22 protein-coding genes are annotated in these 20,686 nt (G+C 66.8%); 15 read left to right on the forward strand and 7 right to left on the reverse strand.

Features of this window, described 5'->3' with window-relative positions; translation table 11 throughout:
* Nucleotides 1-83 precede the first annotated feature (83 nt).
* Nucleotides 84-455, reverse strand: a complete 372-nt coding sequence (locus M2336_RS04300) for a dihydroneopterin aldolase (RefSeq protein ID WP_181560925.1) — start codon at nucleotides 453-455, stop codon at nucleotides 84-86.
* Nucleotides 456-620: 165 nt separating this feature from the next.
* Here M2336_RS04300 and M2336_RS04305 point away from each other — a divergent pair, with 165 nt between their 5' ends.
* The 4 genes from M2336_RS04305 to M2336_RS04320 all read left to right on the forward strand — a co-directional run bounded on the left by M2336_RS04305 (nucleotide 621) and on the right by M2336_RS04320 (nucleotide 3,629).
* Complete coding sequence (locus M2336_RS04305; protein ID WP_264574108.1) at nucleotides 621-1,166, forward strand: GNAT family N-acetyltransferase; 546 nt, start codon at nucleotides 621-623, stop codon at nucleotides 1,164-1,166.
* An 83-nt stretch (nucleotides 1,167-1,249) separates the two neighbouring features.
* Nucleotides 1,250-1,816 carry a DUF1285 domain-containing protein gene (locus M2336_RS04310; protein WP_264574109.1) on the forward strand — a complete coding sequence of 189 codons (567 nt, stop codon included), beginning with the start codon at nucleotides 1,250-1,252 and terminating at the stop codon, nucleotides 1,814-1,816.
* Complete coding sequence (locus M2336_RS04315) at nucleotides 1,813-2,412, forward strand: CoA pyrophosphatase (protein WP_264574110.1); 600 nt, start codon at nucleotides 1,813-1,815, stop codon at nucleotides 2,410-2,412. The genes M2336_RS04310 and M2336_RS04315 overlap by 4 nt, the downstream gene beginning before the upstream one ends.
* Nucleotides 2,409-3,629, forward strand: coding sequence for a CCA tRNA nucleotidyltransferase (locus M2336_RS04320; protein ID WP_264574111.1), 1,221 nt, complete (start codon nucleotides 2,409-2,411; stop codon nucleotides 3,627-3,629). The genes M2336_RS04315 and M2336_RS04320 overlap by 4 nt, the downstream gene beginning before the upstream one ends.
* Here the strand turns inward: M2336_RS04320 and M2336_RS04325 are convergent.
* From M2336_RS04325 to M2336_RS04340, 4 genes are all read right to left on the reverse strand, one after another.
* Nucleotides 3,593-5,308, reverse strand: a complete 1,716-nt coding sequence (locus M2336_RS04325) for a putative bifunctional diguanylate cyclase/phosphodiesterase (RefSeq protein WP_264574112.1) — start codon at nucleotides 5,306-5,308, stop codon at nucleotides 3,593-3,595. The genes M2336_RS04320 and M2336_RS04325 overlap by 37 nt on opposite strands.
* A 207-nt stretch (nucleotides 5,309-5,515) precedes the next feature.
* Entirely contained in the window at nucleotides 5,516-7,807 is a 2,292-nt protein-coding gene (gene parC, locus M2336_RS04330) for a DNA topoisomerase IV subunit A (RefSeq protein ID WP_264574113.1), read from the reverse strand.
* Nucleotides 7,808-7,848: 41 nt separating this feature from the next.
* Nucleotides 7,849-8,334, reverse strand: coding sequence for a cyclodeaminase/cyclohydrolase family protein (locus M2336_RS04335; RefSeq protein ID WP_264574114.1), 486 nt, complete (start codon nucleotides 8,332-8,334; stop codon nucleotides 7,849-7,851).
* A 48-nt stretch (nucleotides 8,335-8,382) separates the two neighbouring features.
* Entirely contained in the window at nucleotides 8,383-9,747 is a 1,365-nt protein-coding gene (locus M2336_RS04340) for an MFS transporter (protein WP_264574115.1), read from the reverse strand.
* A gap of 175 nt (nucleotides 9,748-9,922) precedes the next feature.
* Here M2336_RS04340 and hemB point away from each other — a divergent pair, with 175 nt between their 5' ends.
* The 3 genes from hemB to M2336_RS04355 are packed head-to-tail and all read left to right on the forward strand — an operon-like array spanning nucleotide 9,923 to nucleotide 12,069.
* Nucleotides 9,923-10,918, forward strand: coding sequence for a porphobilinogen synthase (gene hemB, locus M2336_RS04345; protein WP_264593246.1), 996 nt, complete (start codon nucleotides 9,923-9,925; stop codon nucleotides 10,916-10,918).
* A 21-nt stretch (nucleotides 10,919-10,939) separates the two neighbouring features.
* On the forward strand, nucleotides 10,940-11,515 hold the full coding sequence (locus tag M2336_RS04350) for a GNAT family N-acetyltransferase (RefSeq protein ID WP_264592576.1): 576 nt from the start codon (nucleotides 10,940-10,942) through the stop codon (nucleotides 11,513-11,515).
* Nucleotides 11,512-12,069: a gamma carbonic anhydrase family protein gene (locus M2336_RS04355; RefSeq protein WP_264592577.1), complete on the forward strand. Its 558-nt coding sequence runs from the start codon at nucleotides 11,512-11,514 to the stop codon at nucleotides 12,067-12,069. Before M2336_RS04350 ends, M2336_RS04355 begins: the two co-directional genes overlap by 4 nt.
* Here the strand turns inward: M2336_RS04355 and M2336_RS04360 are convergent.
* On the reverse strand, nucleotides 12,044-12,568 hold the full coding sequence (locus tag M2336_RS04360; RefSeq protein WP_264592578.1) for a hypothetical protein: 525 nt from the start codon (nucleotides 12,566-12,568) through the stop codon (nucleotides 12,044-12,046). The two genes, M2336_RS04355 and M2336_RS04360, sit on opposite strands and share 26 nt — an antisense overlap.
* Before the next feature lie 227 nt (nucleotides 12,569-12,795).
* Between M2336_RS04360 and rplU the strand changes: the two genes are divergently transcribed.
* The 3 genes from rplU (at nucleotide 12,796) to M2336_RS04375 (ending at nucleotide 14,322) form a co-directional block, all read left to right on the forward strand.
* Nucleotides 12,796-13,158, forward strand: coding sequence for a 50S ribosomal protein L21 (gene rplU / locus M2336_RS04365; protein ID WP_264593247.1), 363 nt, complete (start codon nucleotides 12,796-12,798; stop codon nucleotides 13,156-13,158).
* Nucleotides 13,159-13,248: 90 nt separating this feature from the next.
* A complete protein-coding gene (rpmA, locus tag M2336_RS04370) occupies nucleotides 13,249-13,518 on the forward strand; it encodes a 50S ribosomal protein L27 (protein ID WP_181560913.1) in 270 nt (89 codons plus the stop codon).
* 231 nt (nucleotides 13,519-13,749) lie between these two features.
* Entirely contained in the window at nucleotides 13,750-14,322 is a 573-nt protein-coding gene (locus M2336_RS04375) for a GNAT family N-acetyltransferase (protein ID WP_181560912.1), read from the forward strand.
* A gap of 67 nt (nucleotides 14,323-14,389) precedes the next feature.
* Here M2336_RS04375 and M2336_RS04380 read toward each other — a convergent pair whose 3' ends face one another.
* Nucleotides 14,390-15,358, reverse strand: a complete 969-nt coding sequence (locus tag M2336_RS04380; protein ID WP_264592579.1) for a magnesium and cobalt transport protein CorA — start codon at nucleotides 15,356-15,358, stop codon at nucleotides 14,390-14,392.
* 125 nt (nucleotides 15,359-15,483) lie between these two features.
* On the opposite strand from M2336_RS04380, the gene obgE reads away from it, so the two are divergent.
* The 5 genes from obgE to spt all read left to right on the forward strand — a co-directional run bounded on the left by obgE (nucleotide 15,484) and on the right by spt (nucleotide 20,481).
* The gene (gene obgE / locus M2336_RS04385) at nucleotides 15,484-16,554 is read left to right on the forward strand and encodes a GTPase ObgE (RefSeq protein ID WP_181560910.1); all 1,071 of its coding nucleotides are present in this window, start codon (nucleotides 15,484-15,486) and stop codon (nucleotides 16,552-16,554) included.
* A 262-nt stretch (nucleotides 16,555-16,816) separates the two neighbouring features.
* Nucleotides 16,817-17,947: a glutamate 5-kinase gene (proB, locus tag M2336_RS04390; RefSeq protein ID WP_264574120.1), complete on the forward strand. Its 1,131-nt coding sequence runs from the start codon at nucleotides 16,817-16,819 to the stop codon at nucleotides 17,945-17,947.
* The gene (locus tag M2336_RS04395; protein WP_264574958.1) at nucleotides 17,944-18,867 is read left to right on the forward strand and encodes an NAD-dependent epimerase/dehydratase family protein; all 924 of its coding nucleotides are present in this window, start codon (nucleotides 17,944-17,946) and stop codon (nucleotides 18,865-18,867) included. Before proB ends, M2336_RS04395 begins: the two co-directional genes overlap by 4 nt.
* Before the next feature lie 101 nt (nucleotides 18,868-18,968).
* The gene (locus M2336_RS04400; protein ID WP_181560908.1) at nucleotides 18,969-19,217 is read left to right on the forward strand and encodes an acyl carrier protein; all 249 of its coding nucleotides are present in this window, start codon (nucleotides 18,969-18,971) and stop codon (nucleotides 19,215-19,217) included.
* A 4-nt stretch (nucleotides 19,218-19,221) separates the two neighbouring features.
* Nucleotides 19,222-20,481, forward strand: coding sequence for a serine palmitoyltransferase (gene spt / locus M2336_RS04405; protein WP_264574121.1), 1,260 nt, complete (start codon nucleotides 19,222-19,224; stop codon nucleotides 20,479-20,481).
* Nucleotides 20,482-20,686: the final 205 nt, after the last annotated feature.

Here is a 20,686-nt window from a genome sequence, read left to right on the forward strand (position 1 = left end):
GCGCCCCCACACATCTCGTTCGTGTCTCGACTTCGCTCGACACGAACGGGGGGCGGAAGGATGTGGGTCTGCGGACCCGCAGCTTACTTCCGCCAGCGGGAGAGGGTGATGCCGATCTTCTCGTTCCGCTCGGAGAGGGCCAGCTTGACGATCTTCACCGTCACATGGCGCGCCTTGCGGTCCTGCAGGAAGATGGTGTCGATGATGTGATCGGCCACGGCCTCGACCAGCATGAAGTGCTGGCCGCGCGTGATCGCCGTGGTCGCCGCATGCTTGAGGTCCATATAGTTTTTGGACGTGCTGAGCGGCGTATTCGGCTCGTAATGGCTGCGATGCTCGAGCAGGGCGCGAATGCTGATTCGCAGCGGCTGCGGCAGATGGGTTTCCTCGGAATAGATGCCGGTCAGCACATCCACCTCAAGATCCTCAATCTCGAGCAGCAGCATGTCATCCATGGGATTCACGCCGTTTGCCGGATTGGCGCTGTGCCCTCCCGTTCCTGGCATTCCCGCCTCGCGTCCCGCCATCATAGCCTCGAATAACCCTTTTCATTTGGGCGTGAAGCGCTAAAGGCCGCCGCCTCGGGCGCTATTGCCCGCTTGGAAGGCGGACGGCAAGCGGTGACACGGATCGGCGAGCTGGCAGGAACCGGAGACGCGGCCATCACCGCGCTGCTCGATGCGGCATTTGGCCCGGCGCGCCACGGCCGCACGGCCTATCGCATCCGCCTGGGCATGGCCTGGTTCACGGACCTCTCCTTCGCCGCCTTCGATTCGGACGGGCAATTGATCGGCACGCTGCAGAGCTGGCCGGTGGCCCTGCACGGCCCGGACGGTCGCGAGACACCGCTGATCATGGTCGGGCCGGTCGCGGTGGTCCCAGCGATGCAGCGCCATGGCACCGGCCGCGCGCTGATGGACCGGCTGATCGAAACCGTCGATCTGCATCCGGGCGATCCGCTGGTGATGATCGGCGATCCCGAATATTATGGCCGCTTCTGGGGCTTTACGGCCGATGCAACGGGGGATTGGGCCGTGCCCGGTCCGGTCGAGCGGCACCGCTTGCTGACCCGCGCGGCGCCCGGCGTGGTGCTGCCCTCCGCCGGCAGTCTTGGCCCGCGCGGCACGGCCCTGGTGGCGGGGGCGACGGCCACGCCGGCGGTCTGAGCGCGCTGATCGCGGTCAGCACCGCGTGGCCCCGGTGCGAGACGCCCTTTGCCAAGCCGGCTGGCCTTGCCTATCTGCAGCGCATGGTTGCGCCTCTCGATCCCGGTTCCGATCCGCCCATTGCCGGTGTCCCGCAGGATGCCGATCCGGCGCGGCCCTATCCGGTCATGGATTGGGCGCCCACGCGCTGCGGGCACAGCGCCATGCGAATCGATGCGCAGGGCCGCTGGTTTCATGAGGAGCGGGAGATCCGCCGTCCCGAGCTGGTGAGCCTGTTCGCGCGCCTGTTGCGGCGCGAGCCGGACGGGCGGCATGTGCTGGTGACGCCGGTCGAGATGCTCGACATCGAGGTCGAGGACGCGCCTTTGTTCGCGGTGGAAATGGCGAGCGACGGGGAAGGGCAGGCGCGGACGCTGCGGTTTCGGATTGGAGCGACCGGGCAGTGGATCATAGCTGACGGCGCCCATCCGCTCGGGATGGAAGAGAATGCGGCGGGGCCGCGTCCCGCGCTCGGGCTGGAGGCCGGGCTGCGCGCGCGGCTGATCCGCCCGGTCTATTATGCGCTGGCCGATCTTGCCATTGCGGAGGGGCACGATCCCCTGGGCCTGTGGAGCAGCGGCGTTTTTCACGCGCTGGAGACGACGGCATGAGCTGGCGGGACCGGCTGACCGCGTCGTTGCGGCCGGAATTCGACTCGGCGCATACCCATGATTTCTTCCTGTATCGCAACCGGCCTGAGCCGGAGGGGCCGTTCACGCCGGCAGCGGTGCTGATCGCGGTCACGGACCGTCCCGATCCGGGCATGATCTTCACCCTGCGCCACGCAGGGCTGCGCGCCCATGCCGGGCAGGTCGCCTTTCCCGGTGGCCGGCTGGACCCGGGTGATCGCGACGCGGTGGAGGCGGCGCTGCGCGAGGCGCATGAGGAAATCGCGCTGCCGCCCGAAGCGGTGGAGGTGATGGGCCGATCGGATCGCTTCCGCACCGGCACGGGGTTCGAGATCGAGCCGATTGTCGGCATCGTCCCGCCCGATCTGGCGTTGCGGCCATCCGAGGCGGAGGTTGACGCCATCTTCGAGGTGCCGCTCGATTTCCTGCTCGATCCCACCAACCGCGCCTTGCGCACCGTGGATTGGGAAGGCGGCACGCGCAGCTATTACGAGTTTCTGTGGCAGGAGCACCGCATCTGGGGCGTGACGGCAGCGATGCTGGTCAACCTCGCCCGGCGCATCGAGGCGGCCGCATGAGCGCGCCCCTCCCCGAGCGGCTTCCCGATGCCGAGTGGCGGGCTTGGCCGGGCCTACTGGCACTCTGCGAGGCGCTGGGCGCGGACCAAGGCGAAGCGCGTTTCGTCGGCGGCGCGGTGCGGGATGCCCTGCTGGGCATCGCGGTTAAGGATATCGACATCGCCACCGTCCACCTGCCGGAGGAGGTGGTCCGGCGCGTCAAGGCCGCTGGCCTGCGCGCCGTGCCGACCGGCATCGCGCATGGCACGATCACCGCCATTCTGGATCATCGCCCGATCGAGATCACCACATTGCGGCGGGATGTTTCCACCGACGGACGCCGGGCGACGGTCGCGTTCGGCACGGACTGGCAGGATGACGCGGCCCGCCGCGACTTCACGATGAACGCGCTTTATGCCGATCCCGCCAGTGGCGTCTTGTCCGATTATTTCGACGGGCGCGCCGATCTGCTCGCTCGCCGCGTGCGCTTCATCGGCGATCCCCATCAGCGCATCGCCGAGGATCATCTGCGCATCCTGCGCTATTTCCGCTTTACGGCCCGGTTCGGCACGCTGGATCGCGACACGCCGGATTATCGCGCCTGCGTGGCGCACGCGACCAGCCTCATGGCGCTTTCGCGGGAGCGCGTCGCGGACGAGATGCTCAAGCTGCTCGGTCTGCCCGACCCGGCCGACGTGATCGCGGCGATGGTGGGCGACGGGGTGCTGGCGTCCGTGCTGCCGGAGATCGATGTGGAGGGCGTCGCCGCCTTGCGCGCGCTCATCGCCGCCGAGCAGGCGACGGGCATCGCGCCGGCCGGCTTGCGTCGTCTGGCGGCGTTGCTTCCGCCCGATGGCGCGCTGGCCGATCAGGTCGGCGCACGGCTGCGGCTCTCCAACAAGGCGCGCCAGCGTTTGCGCGCGGCCGCTACCCCGACCTCGGCGGCCACTCCGCAGGCACTGGCCTATGCGCTGGGCGAAGACAGCGCGGTCGATCAGCTGCTGCTGGGCCGGGCCTTTTCGTCCGACTGCGCGCCCACGCTGATCGGCTGGCAGGCGCCGCGCCTGCCGCTTTCGGGAGGCGATCTGATTGCGATGGGGCTGACGGCAGGTCCGCTGGTGGCGCGGACGCTTCAGGCGCTGGAGAGAGCGTGGATCGACCGGGGTTTTCCCGAGCCGGACGAGACGCGCGAGATGGCGCGTCAGATGGTCGGGGCGGCGCTGCGCTCCAGCCAGTAGTGGAAGGCTTCCTGCGGCGGCAGGGGGCGCGCGAAATGATAGCCCTGACCGAAATGGCAGCCGAGCTTGCGCAGGGCATCGGCCATATCGGGCGTCTCGATGCCCTCTGCGGTGGTTTCCATACCGAGCGCGCCGGCGAGGCTGACGATGGCGCGCACGATGGCGATCTTGTCGGCGTCGCCGATCATGTCCGTCACGAAGCTGCGGTCGATCTTGAGCACGTCGATGGGGAGCGACTGGAGGCTGGCGAGGTTGGAGAAGCCGGTGCCGAAATCGTCCATCGCCACCGTCACGTCCATCGCCTGCAGCGCGCCGAGCAATTGCCGGGTCTTGTCCGGGTCGGCGATGAGCGCGCTTTCGGTCAGCTCGATGATCAGGCGGTTGCCGGCAATGCCGGCATAGCGCAGCGCTTCCTCCACCGCGCGGGGCACATTGTCGCGCACCATCTGCACCGGTGAGAGGTTGACGTTCATCGTGATCGGCAGGGTTTCGCCGAACCGCCTGTCCCAATCCGCAAGGGTCTGCACGCACTCGCACATTGCCCAGCGCCCGAGCGGCACGATCAGCCCCGATTCCTCGGCGACCGGAATGAACTCATTGGGGGAGACCTGCCCCAGCACCGAATCCTCCCAGCGCGTGAGCGCCTCGAAGCCCTTCACCGCGCCGGTCTGCAGGTTGATCAGCGGCTGGAACACCATGGTGAGCTCGCCATTGTCGATCGCCTCGCGCAGGCGGTTCTCCAGCGTGAAGCGCTTGAGCGCCTCGCGGAGCACATTGGCGCGGTAGACCTCCAGCGCGCCGGATTTCTTGGCGCGCTTCACCGCCGCCTGCGCCTGCCTGAGCAGCCGCTCGATATCGTCGCTGTCTTCCTGCGCCAGCGCGCAGCCCAGCGCGACCTCGACGTTGATGAGATAGGTGGAGAGGCGGATCGGTGCCTCGAATGCCTTGCGCACGCGCTCGGCGATCTGCAGCACTTCGGACAGGCCATGGCCGACATGGGCGAAGATGGCGAACTCGTTGCCGCCGATTCGGGCCAGCACGTCGCCCGCGCGCAGCACGGATTTGACGCGGCGCGCGACGGTGATGATCAGCTCGTCGCCCGCCATCGCGCCCAGCGATTCGTTGATGCGGCTGAATCGCACGAGATCGAAGCCGATGATCGCATAGGTCGCCTTGCTCGCGGCCGGGCGGCCATTTTCGGCGAGGCCCTCGATCTGCTCGACAAAGCCAATGCGGTTGGGCAGCGAGGTCAGGCTGTCCGTCATCAGCTCCTTGCGCAATGTGCTTTCCGCATTGCGCTCGCTGGTGCGGTCGGTTGCGGTGAAGAGCACCAGCCGGGCGGGCTGCGCATCGTCTTCCTCAACCCAGGTCAGCGAGCAGCTGTAGGCCCGCAGCCCGAGCCGGTCGTGGAATTCCAGTTCGAAGCGGTCGGAGCGGCGCTGCGAATCGAACATCGCCTGCGCGCGGTGCCGCCAGTTACGCTGCCTGCGCTGGCTGTCTTCACTGTCGAGCAATTCGTTGGCGGCCTGATCCTCGACAAAGCTGAAAAACTCCGCATTGCCGACCAGAACGTGCAGGCCTGATGGGGATTGGGTCAACAGCGCGGCGGGATAAGGGAGCGCCTTCAGGAAGGCGGTATAGCCGCGCAGGTCGTCGACCGCCGGCAAGGGCTCTGTCATGGAGGCATCAAAGGGCGCAGGCCGCGGGCGTGCCGCTGCCTCTACATGCTCCGTCTCGCGTTTTGCGCTTGCCGTCATGGATCGCCGGGTTAACGGCCCATGGTAAATTAAGGCTGAAAGTCTGGCCCAAGCCCCTATTTTTGTTGATGCCGCAACAGTCCCCATCGTCCCGTGACGGGAAAAGGAGGATTCGCCTGCGCTGACGGATCAGTCGAAGCGGTTGTCGCGGGGGAAGCCGTTGGGCGGCATCCGCCCGGCAGCGCCGCGGGCCGCGCGCCAGGAGAGCAGGTCGGTTTCGGTGCGGGTCCGCCCGCTGTCCCCGCCCATCGTCCAGGAGAGGCCCTGCGCCAGCGTGAGCGTCATCGCGTCGGAGAGGCCGCCATCCTTGTAGCGCTGCAAGGTCACGCCCTGTCCGCGCGCCATTTCCGGCAGTTCGGCGAGCGAGAAGATGACGAGCTTGCGATTCTCGCCGATGACAGCGACCGAATCGGCCCCCGGTGCCACCGGCCGCACCACCTTGAGCTGCGCGCCGGCCTTGAGGTTCACCACCTGCCGGCCCTTGCGGGTCTCAGCGATGATCTCGCTCATCGCCGCGATAAAGCCGCGCCCGTCGCTGGCGGCGAGCAGCAGTTTGCCGTCCGCCCTGGCCGGCAACAGCGCGACGATGTCGGTCTCATTGGCCAGATCGATCATCAGCCGCACCGGCTCGCCAAACCCGCGTCCGCCCGGCAGCTTGTCCGCGCCCAGCGTGTAGAAGCGCCCATCCGATCCGGCGAGCAGCAGCTTGTCGGTGGTCTGCGCGTGGAAGGCATAGGCCGGGCCATCGCCTTCCTTGAACTTGAGCGCATCGGTGGCGGTGAGATCGGCATGGCCCTTCATCGCGCGAATCCACCCGCGCTGGGACATGATGACGGTGATCGGCTCGCGCTCGATCATCGCCTCAAGTGGAATCTCGCGCGCCGGCCCGGCCTGCTCCAGTCCAGTCCGCCGTGCGCCGATGCCCTTTTCCGGCGTGTAGCGCTTGCGCAGATCGGCGAGGTCGCGCTTGAGGCGGGTGCGCTGGCGGGCGGGCGATTCGACGAGCTTCTGCAGATCCTCGCGTTCGGCGGCGAGGTCGTCGCGCTCGCGCCGCAGCTCCATTTCCTCCAGCTTGCGCAGGGAGCGCAACCGCATGTTGAGGATCGCCTCGGCCTGCCGGTCGGTCAGCTGGAACTCCGCCATCATCACCGGCTTGGGCTCATCCTCGCTACGGATGATCTCGATCACCCGGTCGAGGTTGAGATAGGCGATGATATAGCCGTCGAGCAGCTCCAGCCGGTTGTCGATCTGCTCGATGCGGTGCCGGGCGCGGCGGACCAGCACCTCGATCTGGTGCTTGAGCCATTCGGTCAGCAGATCGCGCAGGCCCATCACGCGGGGCGTGTGGCTGGCATCCAGCACGTTCATGTTGAGCGGGAAGCGGCTCTCCAGATCGGTGAGACGGAACAGGCTGTCCATCAGCACGTCCTGATCCACCGTGCGCGCGCGGGGCTCCAGCACGATGCGCAGAACCTCGTCCGACTCGTCGCGCACGTCGGCGAGGATCGGCAGCTTCTTGTCGGCGATGAGCTGGGCGATCTGCTCGATCAGCTTGCCCTTGGCGACGCCATAGGGAATCTCGTCGATCACCGCGATCCAGGTGCCGCGCCCTTCATCCTCGCGGTGCCAGCGGGCGCGCAGGCGCATGCTGCCCCGGCCGGTCGCATAGGCGTCCGAGATCACCGAGGGCGGATCGACCAGCACGCCGCCGGTCGGGAAGTCCGGCCCTCTCATATACTGCATGAGCTGGGCGTGATCGGCTTCCGGCTGGTCGATCAGCAGCGTGGCCGCATCGATCACCTCGGCGACATTGTGCGGCGGAATGCTGGTCGCCATGCCCACCGCGATGCCGCTGGCGCCATTGGCGAGCAGATTGGGGAACAGGCCGGGGAAGACCTCGGGCTCTTCCTCCTCGCCATTATAGGTCGGGCGGAAATCGACGGTGCCATGGTCGAGGCCGGCCATCAGATCGGCAGCGGCCTGCGTCAGCCGCGCCTCGGTGTAGCGCATGGCGGCGGCGTTATCGCCATCGATATTGCCGAAATTGCCCTGCCCGTCGACCAGCGGGGTGCGCAGGGAGAAGTCCTGCGCCAGCCGGACCATCGCGTCATAGACAGAGGCGTCGCCATGCGGGTGATATTTGCCGATGACGTCGCCCACGACGCGGGCGCATTTCTTGTAGCTGGTGGTGTTCCGCTCGGGATTGGCGACCAGAATATCCGGCGCTGGCCCGCTCGGTTCGAGCCGCAAGAGGCGCATTGCCCACAGCAGGCGGCGGTGGACCGGCTTCAAGCCGTCGCGCAGATCGGGCAGCGAGCGCGCGGTGATCGTGGAGAGCGCATAGACCAGATATCGCTCGGACAGGGCTGAATCGAAGGGGTGGTCCTTGATGCTGTCCAGCGGATCGCGAAAATCTGTCATGCCGCGCGATTAGCAAGCGCAGCGGCGCTTGGGTAGGGGAGCTATGCGCCTTCGGTTGCGTCGCCTGCATTCTCCGAACCATTGGCCTCCATGATCGCGGAGGCGGCGTCGGCCAATCGGCGCGCGGCGAGGATGTCATTGGCCATGTTGGGGCGCAGCAGCGGCGCCAGTCGCTCGGCTTCCGACATGAGTTGCGCGCAGAGCCAGGTGAAGCGGTCGGCCAGCGCCACCAGATCGTCCGCCGCCTGCGCTTTCTCGCCATCCGGGCGGGCGCGGACGAGGCGCGGAAAACCGACGGCGTCCGCCTTGGCAGCGGCCAGCGCGCGATCCTGCAGGGCGCACAGCCGAGCCGCCGAATCGTGCAGGGCGGGGTCGACGGGGGGATGATGGAGGCTCACCGCGATCGCCTTGCGCAGGCAGGCAATGCCCATCGCCAGCGCGCAGGCTGCGGCCGTGCCGGAGCCCGACGAGAGGTCGCCCGAGGCGATCTCCTCCAGAACATCCTCAAATGGTGCGCGCGCCAGCATGCGCCTTAAGCGGACCTGCGCAGATTAGGTTCCCGCGGCTTGATCCGCTCAGGCCGGCAGCGGGACGGGGCGCCCGGCGGGCGGCATATGCTGGTCGACAATGAAGGAGGCTGCCGAGACGAGAATGGCGCCGACCGCCAGCACCGCGAAGAAGGGGATGACGCTGCCATTGCCCAGTTCCAGCAGCGCGCCGCCGAACGCACTGGCCGACACCGCGCCGACCCGGCTCATGAAGATACCGAAGCCGATTCCCGACGAGCGGCAGGAGGGCGGATAGCCATGGGTCATGATGACATACATGGTCGCGATGCCGCCGCTGAAGGCCGCCGCCGAGGCGCCGATCAGGCTGACCACGATCAGCCGCTCGGTCTCGGTCGGCGCCGGGGAGAGCGTCTCGACGAAAAAGCCGAGCGTGACGATGCAGAGGAACAGCGCGATGCTGATGCCGCTCATCACCGTGCGGGTGCCCAGCCGCCGGCTGAGGAAGCCAGCGGCAATCGCCGCGACCATGGAGGTGATGCCCGCCACCGAGACGGCATTGCCCGCCTGCGGCAGGGTGAAGCCGGCGGCGGTCAGGAATGTGGTGGACCAGTTGAGGATGCCATAGGCGACGAGGGCGCAGGCGGTGAAGGAGGTGCAGACGCCGATGTTCATCCGCAGGTTGCTGCGGTGGAGCACGCCGATGGCGACGCCGGCGCCATCATCCGCGCGATGGCGCTCCGGCATGAGGTCGATGTCTTCACCCAGCACGCGGCGGGCAACGGCCTGCGCCTCCGCCTTGCGACCGCGCGCGATAAGGAAGGAGGGGCTGTCGCGCAGCACGGCGATAATCAGCACGATGAGGAAAAGCGTCGCGATGCCGAAGACCATGAAGGTCCAGCGCCAGCTATAAAGGTCCGACAGGGCGGGGGCGACCCAGCCGACGACGGCGCCGCCAATCGGCGTGCCGACCGAGAGCGAGCTGACCGTGATCGGCCGCAGCCGGTCCGGCAGCCACTCGCTGGCCATGGTCAATGCGTTGGAATAGGCTGCGCCAAAGCCGATGCCGCTGACCAGCCGCCACAGAGCCATGCTGGTCACGCTGCCGGCCTGGCCTGCCGCGATGGTGCCGAGGCCGAAGATGATGGCGGCGAAGGCGAGGGCGTAGCGCCGGCCGATCCTGTCGCCCAGCATCCCGCCCAGCCAGCCGCCGAGACCGAAGCCGATCAGCGCCGCGCTCATCGCAATGCCGAATGTGCCGCGATCCACCCCGAAATCGGCGATCACCAGGGGCGCGACGATGCCGAGCAGCTGCATGTCGATGCCATCGCTGACAAGGATGAGCAGGCAGATGCCGACCGTGATCCACTGGAACCTGCGCACGGGCCTGCTGGCCAGCGCGGCGCTGAATGTGGTGGCGGCGGTGGATGCCATGCCTGCCTCTCCCTCGGATATGTTGTTGGCCGGATGTCGGCCGTTTGCGACGGCGTAACGGATTGAATATCATTTGTCGAAGGAATGAACGTGGATGGGCGCGCCCCACCGTCTCTCAGGGGTGGGCGGCGCCGCAGCCATTGATCGGCGCGCGCGAGAGGCCTATCCCGCCGGCATGACGCACGCTGCCTATCCCGAGCTTCGCCTTCGCCGCACCCGCGCTGCCGCCTGGAGCCGCCGCCTTCATGCCGAGCATCGCCTGACGCCGGCCGATTTCATCTGGCCGCTGTTCATCACGGCGGGGCGTGGGGTCGAGGAGCCGGTCGGCTCGCTGCCGGGCGTCTCGCGCTGGTCGGTCGATCTGGCTGTGGGGCGCGCGCGGGAGGCGGCAGCGGCTGGCATTCCGTGCCTCGCCCTGTTCCCCAATACCCCGCATGACCGGCGCAGCGACGATGGCGTGGAGGCGCTCAACCCGGACAATCTGATGTGCGAGGCGATCCGCGCGATCAAGGATGCCGTGCCACAGATCGGCCTGCTGACCGACGTGGCGCTCGACCCCTATACCGCGCACGGTCAGGACGGCCTGCTCGATGAAGCCGGTTATGTCGTGAACGATGCCACGGTGGAGATGCTGATCGGCCAGGCGCTCAATCAGGCCGCCGCCGGGGCGGACATCATCGCGCCGAGCGACATGATGGACGGGCGCATCGGCGCGATTCGCGAAGCGCTGGAGGCCGATGGTCACGCCAATGTGCAGATCATGGCCTATGCCGCCAAATATGCGAGCGCCTTCTACGGCCCGTTCCGCGATGCGGTCGGCTCGGGCGGGCTGCTCAAGGGCGACAAGAAGAGCTACCAGATGGACCCGGCCAATGGCGCCGAGGCGCTGCGGGAAGTGGCGACGGACATTGCCGAGGGCGCGGACAGCGTGATGGTCAAGCCCGGCCTGCCCTATCTCGATATCGTCGCGCGGGTGAAGGATGCCTTCAACATCCCGGTGTTCGCCTATCAGGTGAGCGGTGAATATGCGATGATCGAGGCTGCCGTGACCGTCGGCGCGGGCGAGCGCGACGCGCTGGTGATGGAAACGCTGATGAGCTTCAAGCGGGCGGGCTGCACGGGCGTGCTCACTTATCATGCGCTGCATGCCGCCCGGCTGCTGGGCGGCTGAGCCGGCCAGTGAGGGAACGCCATGGCCAGAATGATCGCTGAAACCGAGCGGCTGATCCTGCGGACCGAGCGGCCGGGCGATCAGGCGGTCTGGCTTGCCCATATGAACACGCCGGAAGTGCGGGCCTATCTGGGCGGCCCCAGACCGGCGGAGGCCATTGCAGACAATTTCGCGCGGATCGCGGCCGATTGGGAAGCCAAGGGCATCTCGCTGGCGATGATCGAGCGCAAGTCCGACGGGCTGCTGCTGGGCGATTGCGGGCTTGGCGTCATCGATTCGCCGGACGCCCCCGACGAGCTGGCCGGGCAGTGGGAGATCGGCTGGATCATCCGGCACGATTGTTGGCGCAAGGGCTATGCGCAGGAGGCTGCGCGGGCGATGTTGGCGCGGGCGTTCGGGTCGTGGGATCTGCCGGCGGTCTTCGCGCAGACCTCGCTCAGCAATCCGCCCTCCTGGGGCCTGATGGAAAAGCTTGGGATGCGGCGCCGTGCCGATCTGGACTATGGTGACAGCCGTTATCCCGCTGCCGACAATCCCACGATCATCTATGAGATGCGGCGCGCGGACTGGACGGCGCTGAGCGAGGACAAGTCATGACCAGGCCTCTTATCCTTCCCTTCAACGGCAAGACGCCGAAGATTCACGAGACCGCCTTCGTGGCGCCGGGCTGCGTCATCATCGGCGACGTCGAGATCGGCCCGCAGGCCAGCGTTTGGTATAATTGCGTGCTGCGGGCGGACATCAACGCCATTCGCGTCGGCTCGCGCTCGAACATTCAGGATGGCAGCACCGTCCATGTCGAGAGCGATTTCGGCGATGGGGGCCATCCGGCGATCATCGGCGACGATGTGCTGATCGGGCATATGGCTATCATCCATGGCTGCACGCTGGAGAATCGCGCCTTCGTCGGCATGGGCGCCATCGTGATGGACGGCTGCGTGATCGAGGGGGATGCGATGCTCGCGGCGGGCGCGATGCTCACGCCCGGCAAGCGCATGCCCTCAGGCCAGCTGTGGAGCGGGCGACCGGCCAAATATATGCGCGATCTCGGCGAGGCCGACCTGCACGGAATGCGGCGCGGCGTAGAGGCCTATGTCGAGGAGGCGGCGCTGCACACCGCCGCGCTCAAGGCTGCGGAAGCTGGCGCCTGAGGGCGTCGAGCGCATCATTCTGCGCGTCGACCATTGCCAGGACGCGCAAGCGGGCCGGATCGATGACGGCGAGGTCTGCGGCAACACGGGCGGCATCCTCCGCGTCCTGCCGCTCAACAAACAGCGTATCGAGCGCGGCGAGCGCGGCGACGCTTTCATAACGGGCACTGTCGAGCGCACTGATTGCCGTCTGGGCGGTCACCCAGGATTCGCTGTTGGGCGCTGCGCCTGCCCCTGCTGCCACGCTGGCGCGACTGCCGGCGAGCAGGCTCTGAAAGGCCGTGTCGGCACTGCCCGCATCGCGGGTGAAGCGATCCACCTGCGTGGCGAGCGCCGGGTCCGTGGCGGCAGGCTGGATCGCCGGTGCCGGGGGCACCGTGCGGTCGCGGCTTTCGACCGGACGTTTGGCCAGCGACGGGAAGGCGCGCGGGTCGGCCTGCGCGTTGACGGCGGAGCCCAGAATCATCAGGGCGAAAAAGGCGGTGAGTCGGCGCAGCATGATGCCTTTCATTTAGGGTGGCGGGAGAAGCGCTTCAACCATGGCGCGCAGGCGGTGCCCGTTGCAGGTTTGATGGCGCGGCGCGTGAGGTTGCGCGGCGAAAATCCGAGTCTTTCCGTTGACAGGTCCGGCGACCCTCACTAAGGGGCCACATTCCCGCGCGGACAGCTCCAAATGGCTGTGCCATGCCGTTCGCGCCAAGCATTTGATTGATGGAAGTTAAGCCCATGTTCGCTGTCGTGCGTACGGGCGGCAAGCAATATCGCGTCGCCGCCGGAGACAAGATCGTCGTCGAGAAGATCGCTGGTGAAGCCGGCGAAACCGTCACGCTGGACGATGTCCTGCTCGCGGGTGACGGCTTGGAAATCAAGGACAGCAAGGGCCTCACGGTCTCGGCTGAGATCATTGCCCAAGCCAAGGGCGAGAAGGTGATCGTCTTCAAGAAGCGTCGTCGGCACAATTACCGTCGTCGCAACGGCCATCGCCAGCAGCACACGATCCTCAAGATCGTGGCGATCGGCGGCGAAGCGCCGAAGAAGAAGGCCGCCGCCAAGAAGGCCGACGCCGCTCCGGCAGCCGCCGAAGCCTGAGCCTGAATTTGGTTGATTGCGCATTTTCGGACGCAAAACCGGTTTCGACCTTTGCTGAAAATGCTCTGAAAGTTTCGAGGAGTTTAGACCATGGCACATAAAAAAGCTGGCGGTTCATCGCGCAACGGTCGCGATTCAGAATCGAAGCGCCTTGGCGTGAAGAAGTTCGGCGGCCAGAGCGTGCTCGGCGGCAATATTCTCGTCCGTCAGCGCGGCACGAAGTTCTACCCGGGCCGCAATGTCGGCATCGGCAAGGACCACACCCTGTTTGCGCTCACCGAAGGTCGCGTGGTGTTCCACGACGGCAAGCTCGGTCGCAAATTTGTGTCCGTGGACGTGATGGCGGAAGCCGCGGAATAATCGGACGATTCATGACAGGGATCGTCCAGCGGGACGATCCCTTGGTGAGCCGGTGCCGGTTCATCTGAAACCAAGGGAGAAGGGATCGCCCCTCCTCCCTTTTTTCTTGTTCTCCCTGGACCCTCGATAGACCTCGGCGCGTCAGGAGCACGGTTGCTCGCAGCGTTCGCAAGGCTGTCTCACAGGCGTCATCTGTCTGCGGCAGAGCGCCCCGGAACCGGAGACAAGACCATGTTTGCACGTACCCCCCGTTTGCTGCTGCGGCCCGGCTGGCCGGAAGATGCGCAGGCGCTCTATGCCGCCATCGCGGATGAAGCGATCGTGCGGAATCTTGCCCGCGCACCCTGGCCCTATACGCTGGACGATGCGGTCGATTTCCTCGCCGGCGATCACGATCCGCTGCAGCCCAAGTTCCTGGTGATGAAGCGCACGCAGGGAGTACCGCGTCTCATCGGCTCCTGCGGCATCCATACGCAAGACGATGGCGCGCTGGAGCTGGGCTACTGGATCGCGCGCCCTTATTGGGGCCTGGGTTTCGCGACGGAAGCGGCTTCGGCCGTGATGCAGATCGCCCGCGCGACGGGCGTGCGCAACATTCGCGCCAGCCATTTCACCGACAATCCGGCGTCCGGCCGGGTGTTGCGCAAGCTCGGCTTCCGTCCGGCGGGCCGCCCCGAGCCGCGCCACAGCCGTGGCCGCAATCGCGCCGATCTCTGCCAATTCTACGAAGAGGGCGGCGAAGGCGACATGCGCGAGGACGTGGCGGTGGAAATCTATGCGGATCGCGAGCCCGTCGCAGCTTGAAAGTCGCGTGCTGTCGACGCGTTTGAAGTCCATGGCCGTGCTCGCCCCGAGCGCGGCCATGGACCGCTCACAGCCAGCCGAGGTTGCGGAAGCGCCGATATAGCAGCGCGCAGATGATCGCGATGCCGCCCAGCACGATGAAATAGCCGTAGCGCCACTGCAATTCGGGCATGTTGCTGAAGTTCATGCCGTAGATGCCGGCAATGGCGGTGGGCACGGCGAGGATCGCGGCCCAAGCCGCCAGCATCCGGGTGATGTCGCCCTGTCGGCGCTGCTCCAGAAGGCTGCTCGTTTCCGCGACGGAGGTCAGATAGTCGCGCAGCCCGGCGACGCGATATTCGACCCGCCGGACATGATCCAGCACGTCGCGGAAATAGGGCAGCATGTTCTCATCGATGTTCGGCTGGACATGATTGACCATGCGCCCGGCAACGTCGCTCATCACCCCGAGGATGCGCTGGAAGCGGACGATCTCCCGGCGGGTCGCGAAAATCTGGCGGATCTGGTCTGAGTCGAGGAAGGCCTCGCCGGCGGCGGCTTCCATCGCCAGCACCTGTTCCTCCAGCGCATCGACGACCGGAAAATAGCCATCCACGATGAAGTCCATGATCGCGTGCAGCACATAATCCGGGCCGTGGGCCAGGGCGGCTGGTGCGCTTTCCAGCCGCGCGCGCAGCTCCGAATGCGCCCGCGCCGAACCGTGGCGCACGGTGACGATGAAGTCCGCGCCGAGAAAGACGGAGGTCTCCCCATAGCCGATGAGGTCGCCTTCCAGATGCGCCGTGCGCAGGATCAGGAAGAGCTGGTCACCATACAGCTCAAGCTTGGGCAATTGCTTGCCCTTGCGCGCGTCTTCCTGCGCGAGCGGGTGAAGGCCGAAACAGGTGCCGACCTGGGCCAGTTCTTCGGCATCCGGCTCATGCAGGCCGATCCAGACGAACTCGCCTGCCGGCAGCCGGTCATGGCGGGGGCAGTGGATGTCGACATCCCCCACAACCTCGCCATTGCGATATCGCCGTGCTGCTATGACGGTCACGCGCGTGCCTTTCACCAGTCGAACCCGGCTGAGGTAACGCCTCGCCGGAGAAATGGAAGCATGGGAAGGCGGGCCCGTATGAGGCCGCGCTTCACCTTTGCGGGCAAAGGCCTTATGGGCGGCCGATGCATTTCCTAGATCAGGCCAAGATTTTCATTCGCTCGGGTGCGGGCGGGCCGGGAGCGGTCAGCTTCCGGCGCGAGAAATATATTCAATATGGCGGCCCCAATGGCGGCAACGGCGGCAAGGGTGGCGACATCATCTTCGAGGCGGTGCCCGGCCTCAACACGCTCATCGACTTCCGCTACACCCAGCATTTCAAGGCGCCGCGCGGCGGCCATGGCGAGGGTGGCGACCGCACCGGTGCGGGCGGCGATGATCTCGTCATCAAGGTGCCGGTGGGCACGCAGGTCATCTCCGAGCCGGATGAAGAAGGCTATAGCGAGGTGCTGGCCGACTTTACCGAGCCCGGCCAGCGGATCGTCCTGCTGCGCGGCGGCGATGGTGGCCGCGGCAATGCCAGCTTCAAGACCAGCACGAATCGCGCGCCGCGTCAGCATGGCACTGGCTGGCCCGGCGAGGAGCGCTGGGTGTGGCTGCGCCTCAAGCTGCTGGCCGATGTGGGGCTGGTGGGGCTACCGAACGCCGGCAAGTCGACCTTCATCAATCAGGTGACCAACACCAAGGCCAAGGTCGGCGCCTATCCCTTCACGACGACCAAGCCGCAGCTCGGCGTGGTGCTGCACAAGGGGCGCGAATTCGTGCTGGCCGATATTCCGGGGCTGATCGAGGGCGCCTCGGAAGGCGCAGGCATTGGCGACCGCTTCCTCGGGCATATCGAGCGCTGCCGGGTGCTCATCCACCTTATCGACGCGACCGGGGACGATCCGGTCGAGGCCTGGCGCATCGTGCAGACCGAACTGGAGAATTATGGCGAGGGGCTGGAGGACAAGCCACAGCTTCTCGCGCTCAACAAGGGCGATCTGCTTGGGCAGGAGCTGATGGAAGATGTCGCCAAGGACCTGAAGAAGGCCGGCGCGGGCAAGGCCTTCATCATCTCCGGCGCGACCGGCGAGGGCATGGAGGCGCTGCTCGATGCCGTGCTGCCCATGCTGGGCGAGGTTCACCGCGCCGAGGCCGAGGAGAAGGCCGCGCAGGAAGGTGAGGTGGAGGACAAGCCATGGTCCCCCATTTGAGGATGTATCTCCCCTCCTCTTTAGAGGAGGGGGCGGGGGTGATGATGCGCCGGTGTCGACTGCGCGGCGCTCACGCCCCATCGTTCAGCACCACCCCAACCCCTCCTCTGAAGAGGAGGGGCTTTTCCCCTGTCCCCCGCGCCGTTCGTGTCGAGCGAAGTCGAGACACGGCTGGCACTGTCCTCGCGTGTCTCGACTTCGCTCGACACGAACGGTGGGTTTGTTCTGGGCATGAGAGAAGAGTGCGTTGGGGATACCCATCATGACTGACGCCCTCACCGGTTTCCCGCCCGCCGCCATTCGGCGCATCGTCATCAAGGTCGGCTCGGCGCTGCTCGTCGCCCCGGACGGCTCCGTGCGGCGCGACTGGCTCACCAGCCTTGTCGACGAGATCGCGGCCCGCCGCGCCGATGGGCAGGAGATCATCGTCGTGTCCTCCGGCGCCATCGCGCTCGGCGCGCGCCGTCTGGGCCTCGCCAAGGGCGGTCGTGCGACGCTGGAGGATGCGCAGGCTGCGGCCGCCGTCGGCCAGATCGCGCTCAGTCAGGTCTGGGCCGACCTGCTTGCCGGGCACGATATTCCCGCCGCGCAGATGCTGGTGACGCTGGGCGACCTTGAGGATCGCCGCCGCTATCTCAATGCCTCCGCCACGCTGGACCGGCTCGCGGGCCTCGGCGTGGTGCCGGTGGTCAATGAGAATGACAGCGTCGCCACCGAGGAAATCCGCTTTGGCGACAATGACCGGCTGGCCGCGCGCATCGGCCAAGCGGCAGGCGCGGATGCAGTGGTGCTGCTTTCCGATATCGACGGGCTCTACACGGCGAACCCCCACAGCAATCCCGATGCCACATTGATCCCGCTGGTCGAGAAGATCGACGCCGCCGTGCTGGCCATGGGCGATGGCAACAGCGCCTCGGGCATGGGATCGGGTGGCATGATCTCCAAGTTGCAAGCCGCGCAGATCGCGACCGGCGCCGGTGCGCATCTGGCGATCATCTCCGGCCGGGTCGATGCGCCGCTGGGCCACTGGCAGAGCAGCGGACGCGGCACATTGTTCCGCGCCTCGGCCAAACGCGGCGGGCGCAAGGGCTGGCTGGCCGGGCGCCTCACCGTCAAAGGCAAGCTCAGCGTCGATGCCGGCGCGAGCGAAGCCCTGCGCAAGGGCCGCAGCCTGCTGCCGGCCGGTGTCACCGGGACGAGCGGCGTCTATGCGCGCGGCGACGTGATCGACATCGTCGGGCCGGATGGCGCGGTGATCGCGCGCGGCCTCGCGCAATATGACAGCCAGGATGCCGAGCGGATCATCGGCAAGCGCAGCGCTGAGGTTGCCGGCCTGCTGGGCGGCACCCCGCGCGCCGCGATGGTCCACCGCAGCTATATGGTGCTGCTCTGAGCACCCTTGCCCTCACCGGCGCCACCGGCTTTGTCGGCAAGGCGACGGTGGAGAAGGCGCTGGCCGCCGGCCATGCCGTGCGCGCGCTGACCCGCCGTCCCCAGCCGCCGCGCGAGGGCGTAAGCTGGATTGCCGGCTCGCTGGAGGATGCCGCCGCGCTGGATGCGCTGGTCGCCGGCGCGGATGCCGTCATCCACATTGCCGGCGTAGTCAATGCACCGACCCGTGCCGGGTTCGAGGCGGGCAATGCCACCGGCACCGCTGCCGTGATCGCCGCCATGCAGCGTGCGGGCGTGGTGCGGCTCGTCCATGTCTCCAGCCTCGCGGCGCGCGAGCCGGGGCTCTCCGATTACGGATGGTCGAAGGCGGAAGCCGAGCGCCATGTGCAGGCAAGCGGGCTCGACTGGACGATGATCCGCCCGCCCGCGATCTACGGTCCGGGTGATGCCGAGCTGCTGGAGCTGTTCCAGATGGCGACGCGCGGCTTCGTGCTGCTGCCGCCGGGCGGGCGCCTCTCGGCGATCCATGTCGATGATCTGGCGGAGCTGCTGGTGCGGCTCGGCGCTCGGCAGTGCGGCGAGACGCAGGGCAAAATCTATGAGGTGGACGATGGCACGCCCGAGGGCTGGAGCCATGTCGATTTCGCTCGTGCCATTGGCCGCGCCGTGGGGCGTGCCTCGGTGCGAACCATGTCCATGCCGTCCGCCCTGGTCCGCCTCGGCGCCCGCATCGACCGGCTGCTGCGCGGCGACAAGGCGCGGCTGACGCCCGACCGCGCCGCTTATTTCTGCCATGCCGACTGGGTGTCGAAGGCGGCGCTGCATCCGCCGGGCGATCTCTGGCGCCCGGCCATCGCCACCGAGGCGGGTCTTGCCATGACCGCGCAGGCCTATCGCGACAAGGGCCTGCTGCCGCGCTGATGCCCGAATCCCGCCTTATTCGCTTGCCATAGGCAGGGCGAAGCGGGCATTCGGCTCGCAACAGGGCCTTATCGGGCTATTACGGAAAGAAAGTCGCAGCCATGTCGGACCGTCAGGACGTCTACGCGCAGATTGCAGCGCAGATCGAACCCTTCAACAAGAAGGGCGTCGCCTTGAGTGACAGCACCACCTTCGCCGGCGACCTGGAGTGGGACAGCCTCACCGTCATGGATTTCGTCGCCGCCATCGAGGACGAGTTCGAGATCATCATCACCATGAACATGCAGGCGGAGATCGAGACGGTCGGCCAGCTGGTAGATGCGGTGATGAAGCTGAAGGCGGAGGGCTGAAGCCATGGCGAGCGTGATCGACGGGGCGGAAACCACCATGCGCGTGGCGGAGGCCGACAAGGACCTGTTCTCCAAGTTCGATCCCCTGATCGCCGAGCGCGAGGCGCTGCTGGCGACCGGCGTGCGCGATCCCTTCGCCATCGTGATGGACGAAGTGAAGTCGCCCACGCTTGCGGTGATCAAGGGCAAGGAGACGATCCTGCTCGGCACCTATAATTATATGGGCATGACCTTCGACCCGGATGTGGTGGCGGCGGGCAAGAAGGCGCTCGACGAGTTCGGATCGGGCACGACCGGCAGCCGCGTGCTCAACGGCACCTACCAGACCCACAAGGCCTGCGAGGATGCGCTCAAGGACTTCTACGGCACCAAGCATGCCATGGTGTTCTCGACCGGCTATCAGGCCAATCTCGGAATGATCTCCACGCTGGCCGGCAAGGGCGATTATATCGTGCTGGATGCCGACAGCCATGCCAGCATCTATGATGGCTGCGCACTCGGCAATGCCGAGATCGTGCGCTTCCGCCACAACAGCGTGGAGGATCTGGACAAGCGCCTCGGGCGCCTGCCGGCCGATGCGCTCAAGCTGGTCGTGCTGGAAGGTGTCTATTCGATGCTCGGCGACGTCGCGCCGCTGCCGGACATGGTTGCCGCAATCCGCAAGCACCCCAATTGCATGATCCTCGTCGATGAGGCGCATGGCATGGGCTTCTTCGGCCCCAATGGCCGTGGCGTCTATGAGGAGCAGGGCGTCGAGAAGGAGATCGATTTCGTCGTCGGCACCTTCTCCAAATCGGTCGGCACGGTCGGCGGCTTCTGCGTCTCGGATCATCCCAAGTTCGATGTGATGCGCCTCGTTTGCCGGCCTTATGTGTTCACCGCCTCGCTGCCGCCGAGCGTCGTCGCCACCGCCGCGACCTCGATCCGCAAGCTGATGCACGCCAGCGAGAAGCGCGCGCATCTGTGGGAGAACAGCCGCCGCCTGCACAAGGGGCTGATTGATCTCGGCTTCACGCTCGGCACCAAGACGCCGCAATCGGCGATCATCGCCGTCATCCTTACCGACCAGACGCAGGCCGTGGCGATGTGGCAGGCGCTGCTGGAGCTGGGGCTGTATGTGAACATGGCCCGTCCGCCCGCGACACCGGCCGGCACCTTCCTGCTGCGCTGCTCGCTCTGTGCCGAGCATTCGAGCGAGCAGGTCGGCCAGATTCTCGAGATGTTTGCGACGGCGGGCCGGATGACGGGCGCCATCGCTAGCTGATCGACCGGCCGGGCCTGTGTGAGGGCCCGGTCAAACCGCCCGCTGGTCGCACGACCGGGCGCCTTCGCGGCTCCGGCTGACGCGCGGCGCTATGATCTTGCGGGCGTTCACACACTCTAAGGTTGCGGCGCGGGCGCATCCCGCTTACGGCCTTGCCGTGTCCGGACCTTCCGGCCGGGCCACCTGAACCGGCTCAAGGAACCTG

Origin of the sequence: Sphingobium sp. B1D7B, from assembly GCF_025961965.1 — a bacterium.
Classification (GTDB): domain Bacteria; phylum Pseudomonadota; class Alphaproteobacteria; order Sphingomonadales; family Sphingomonadaceae; genus Sphingobium.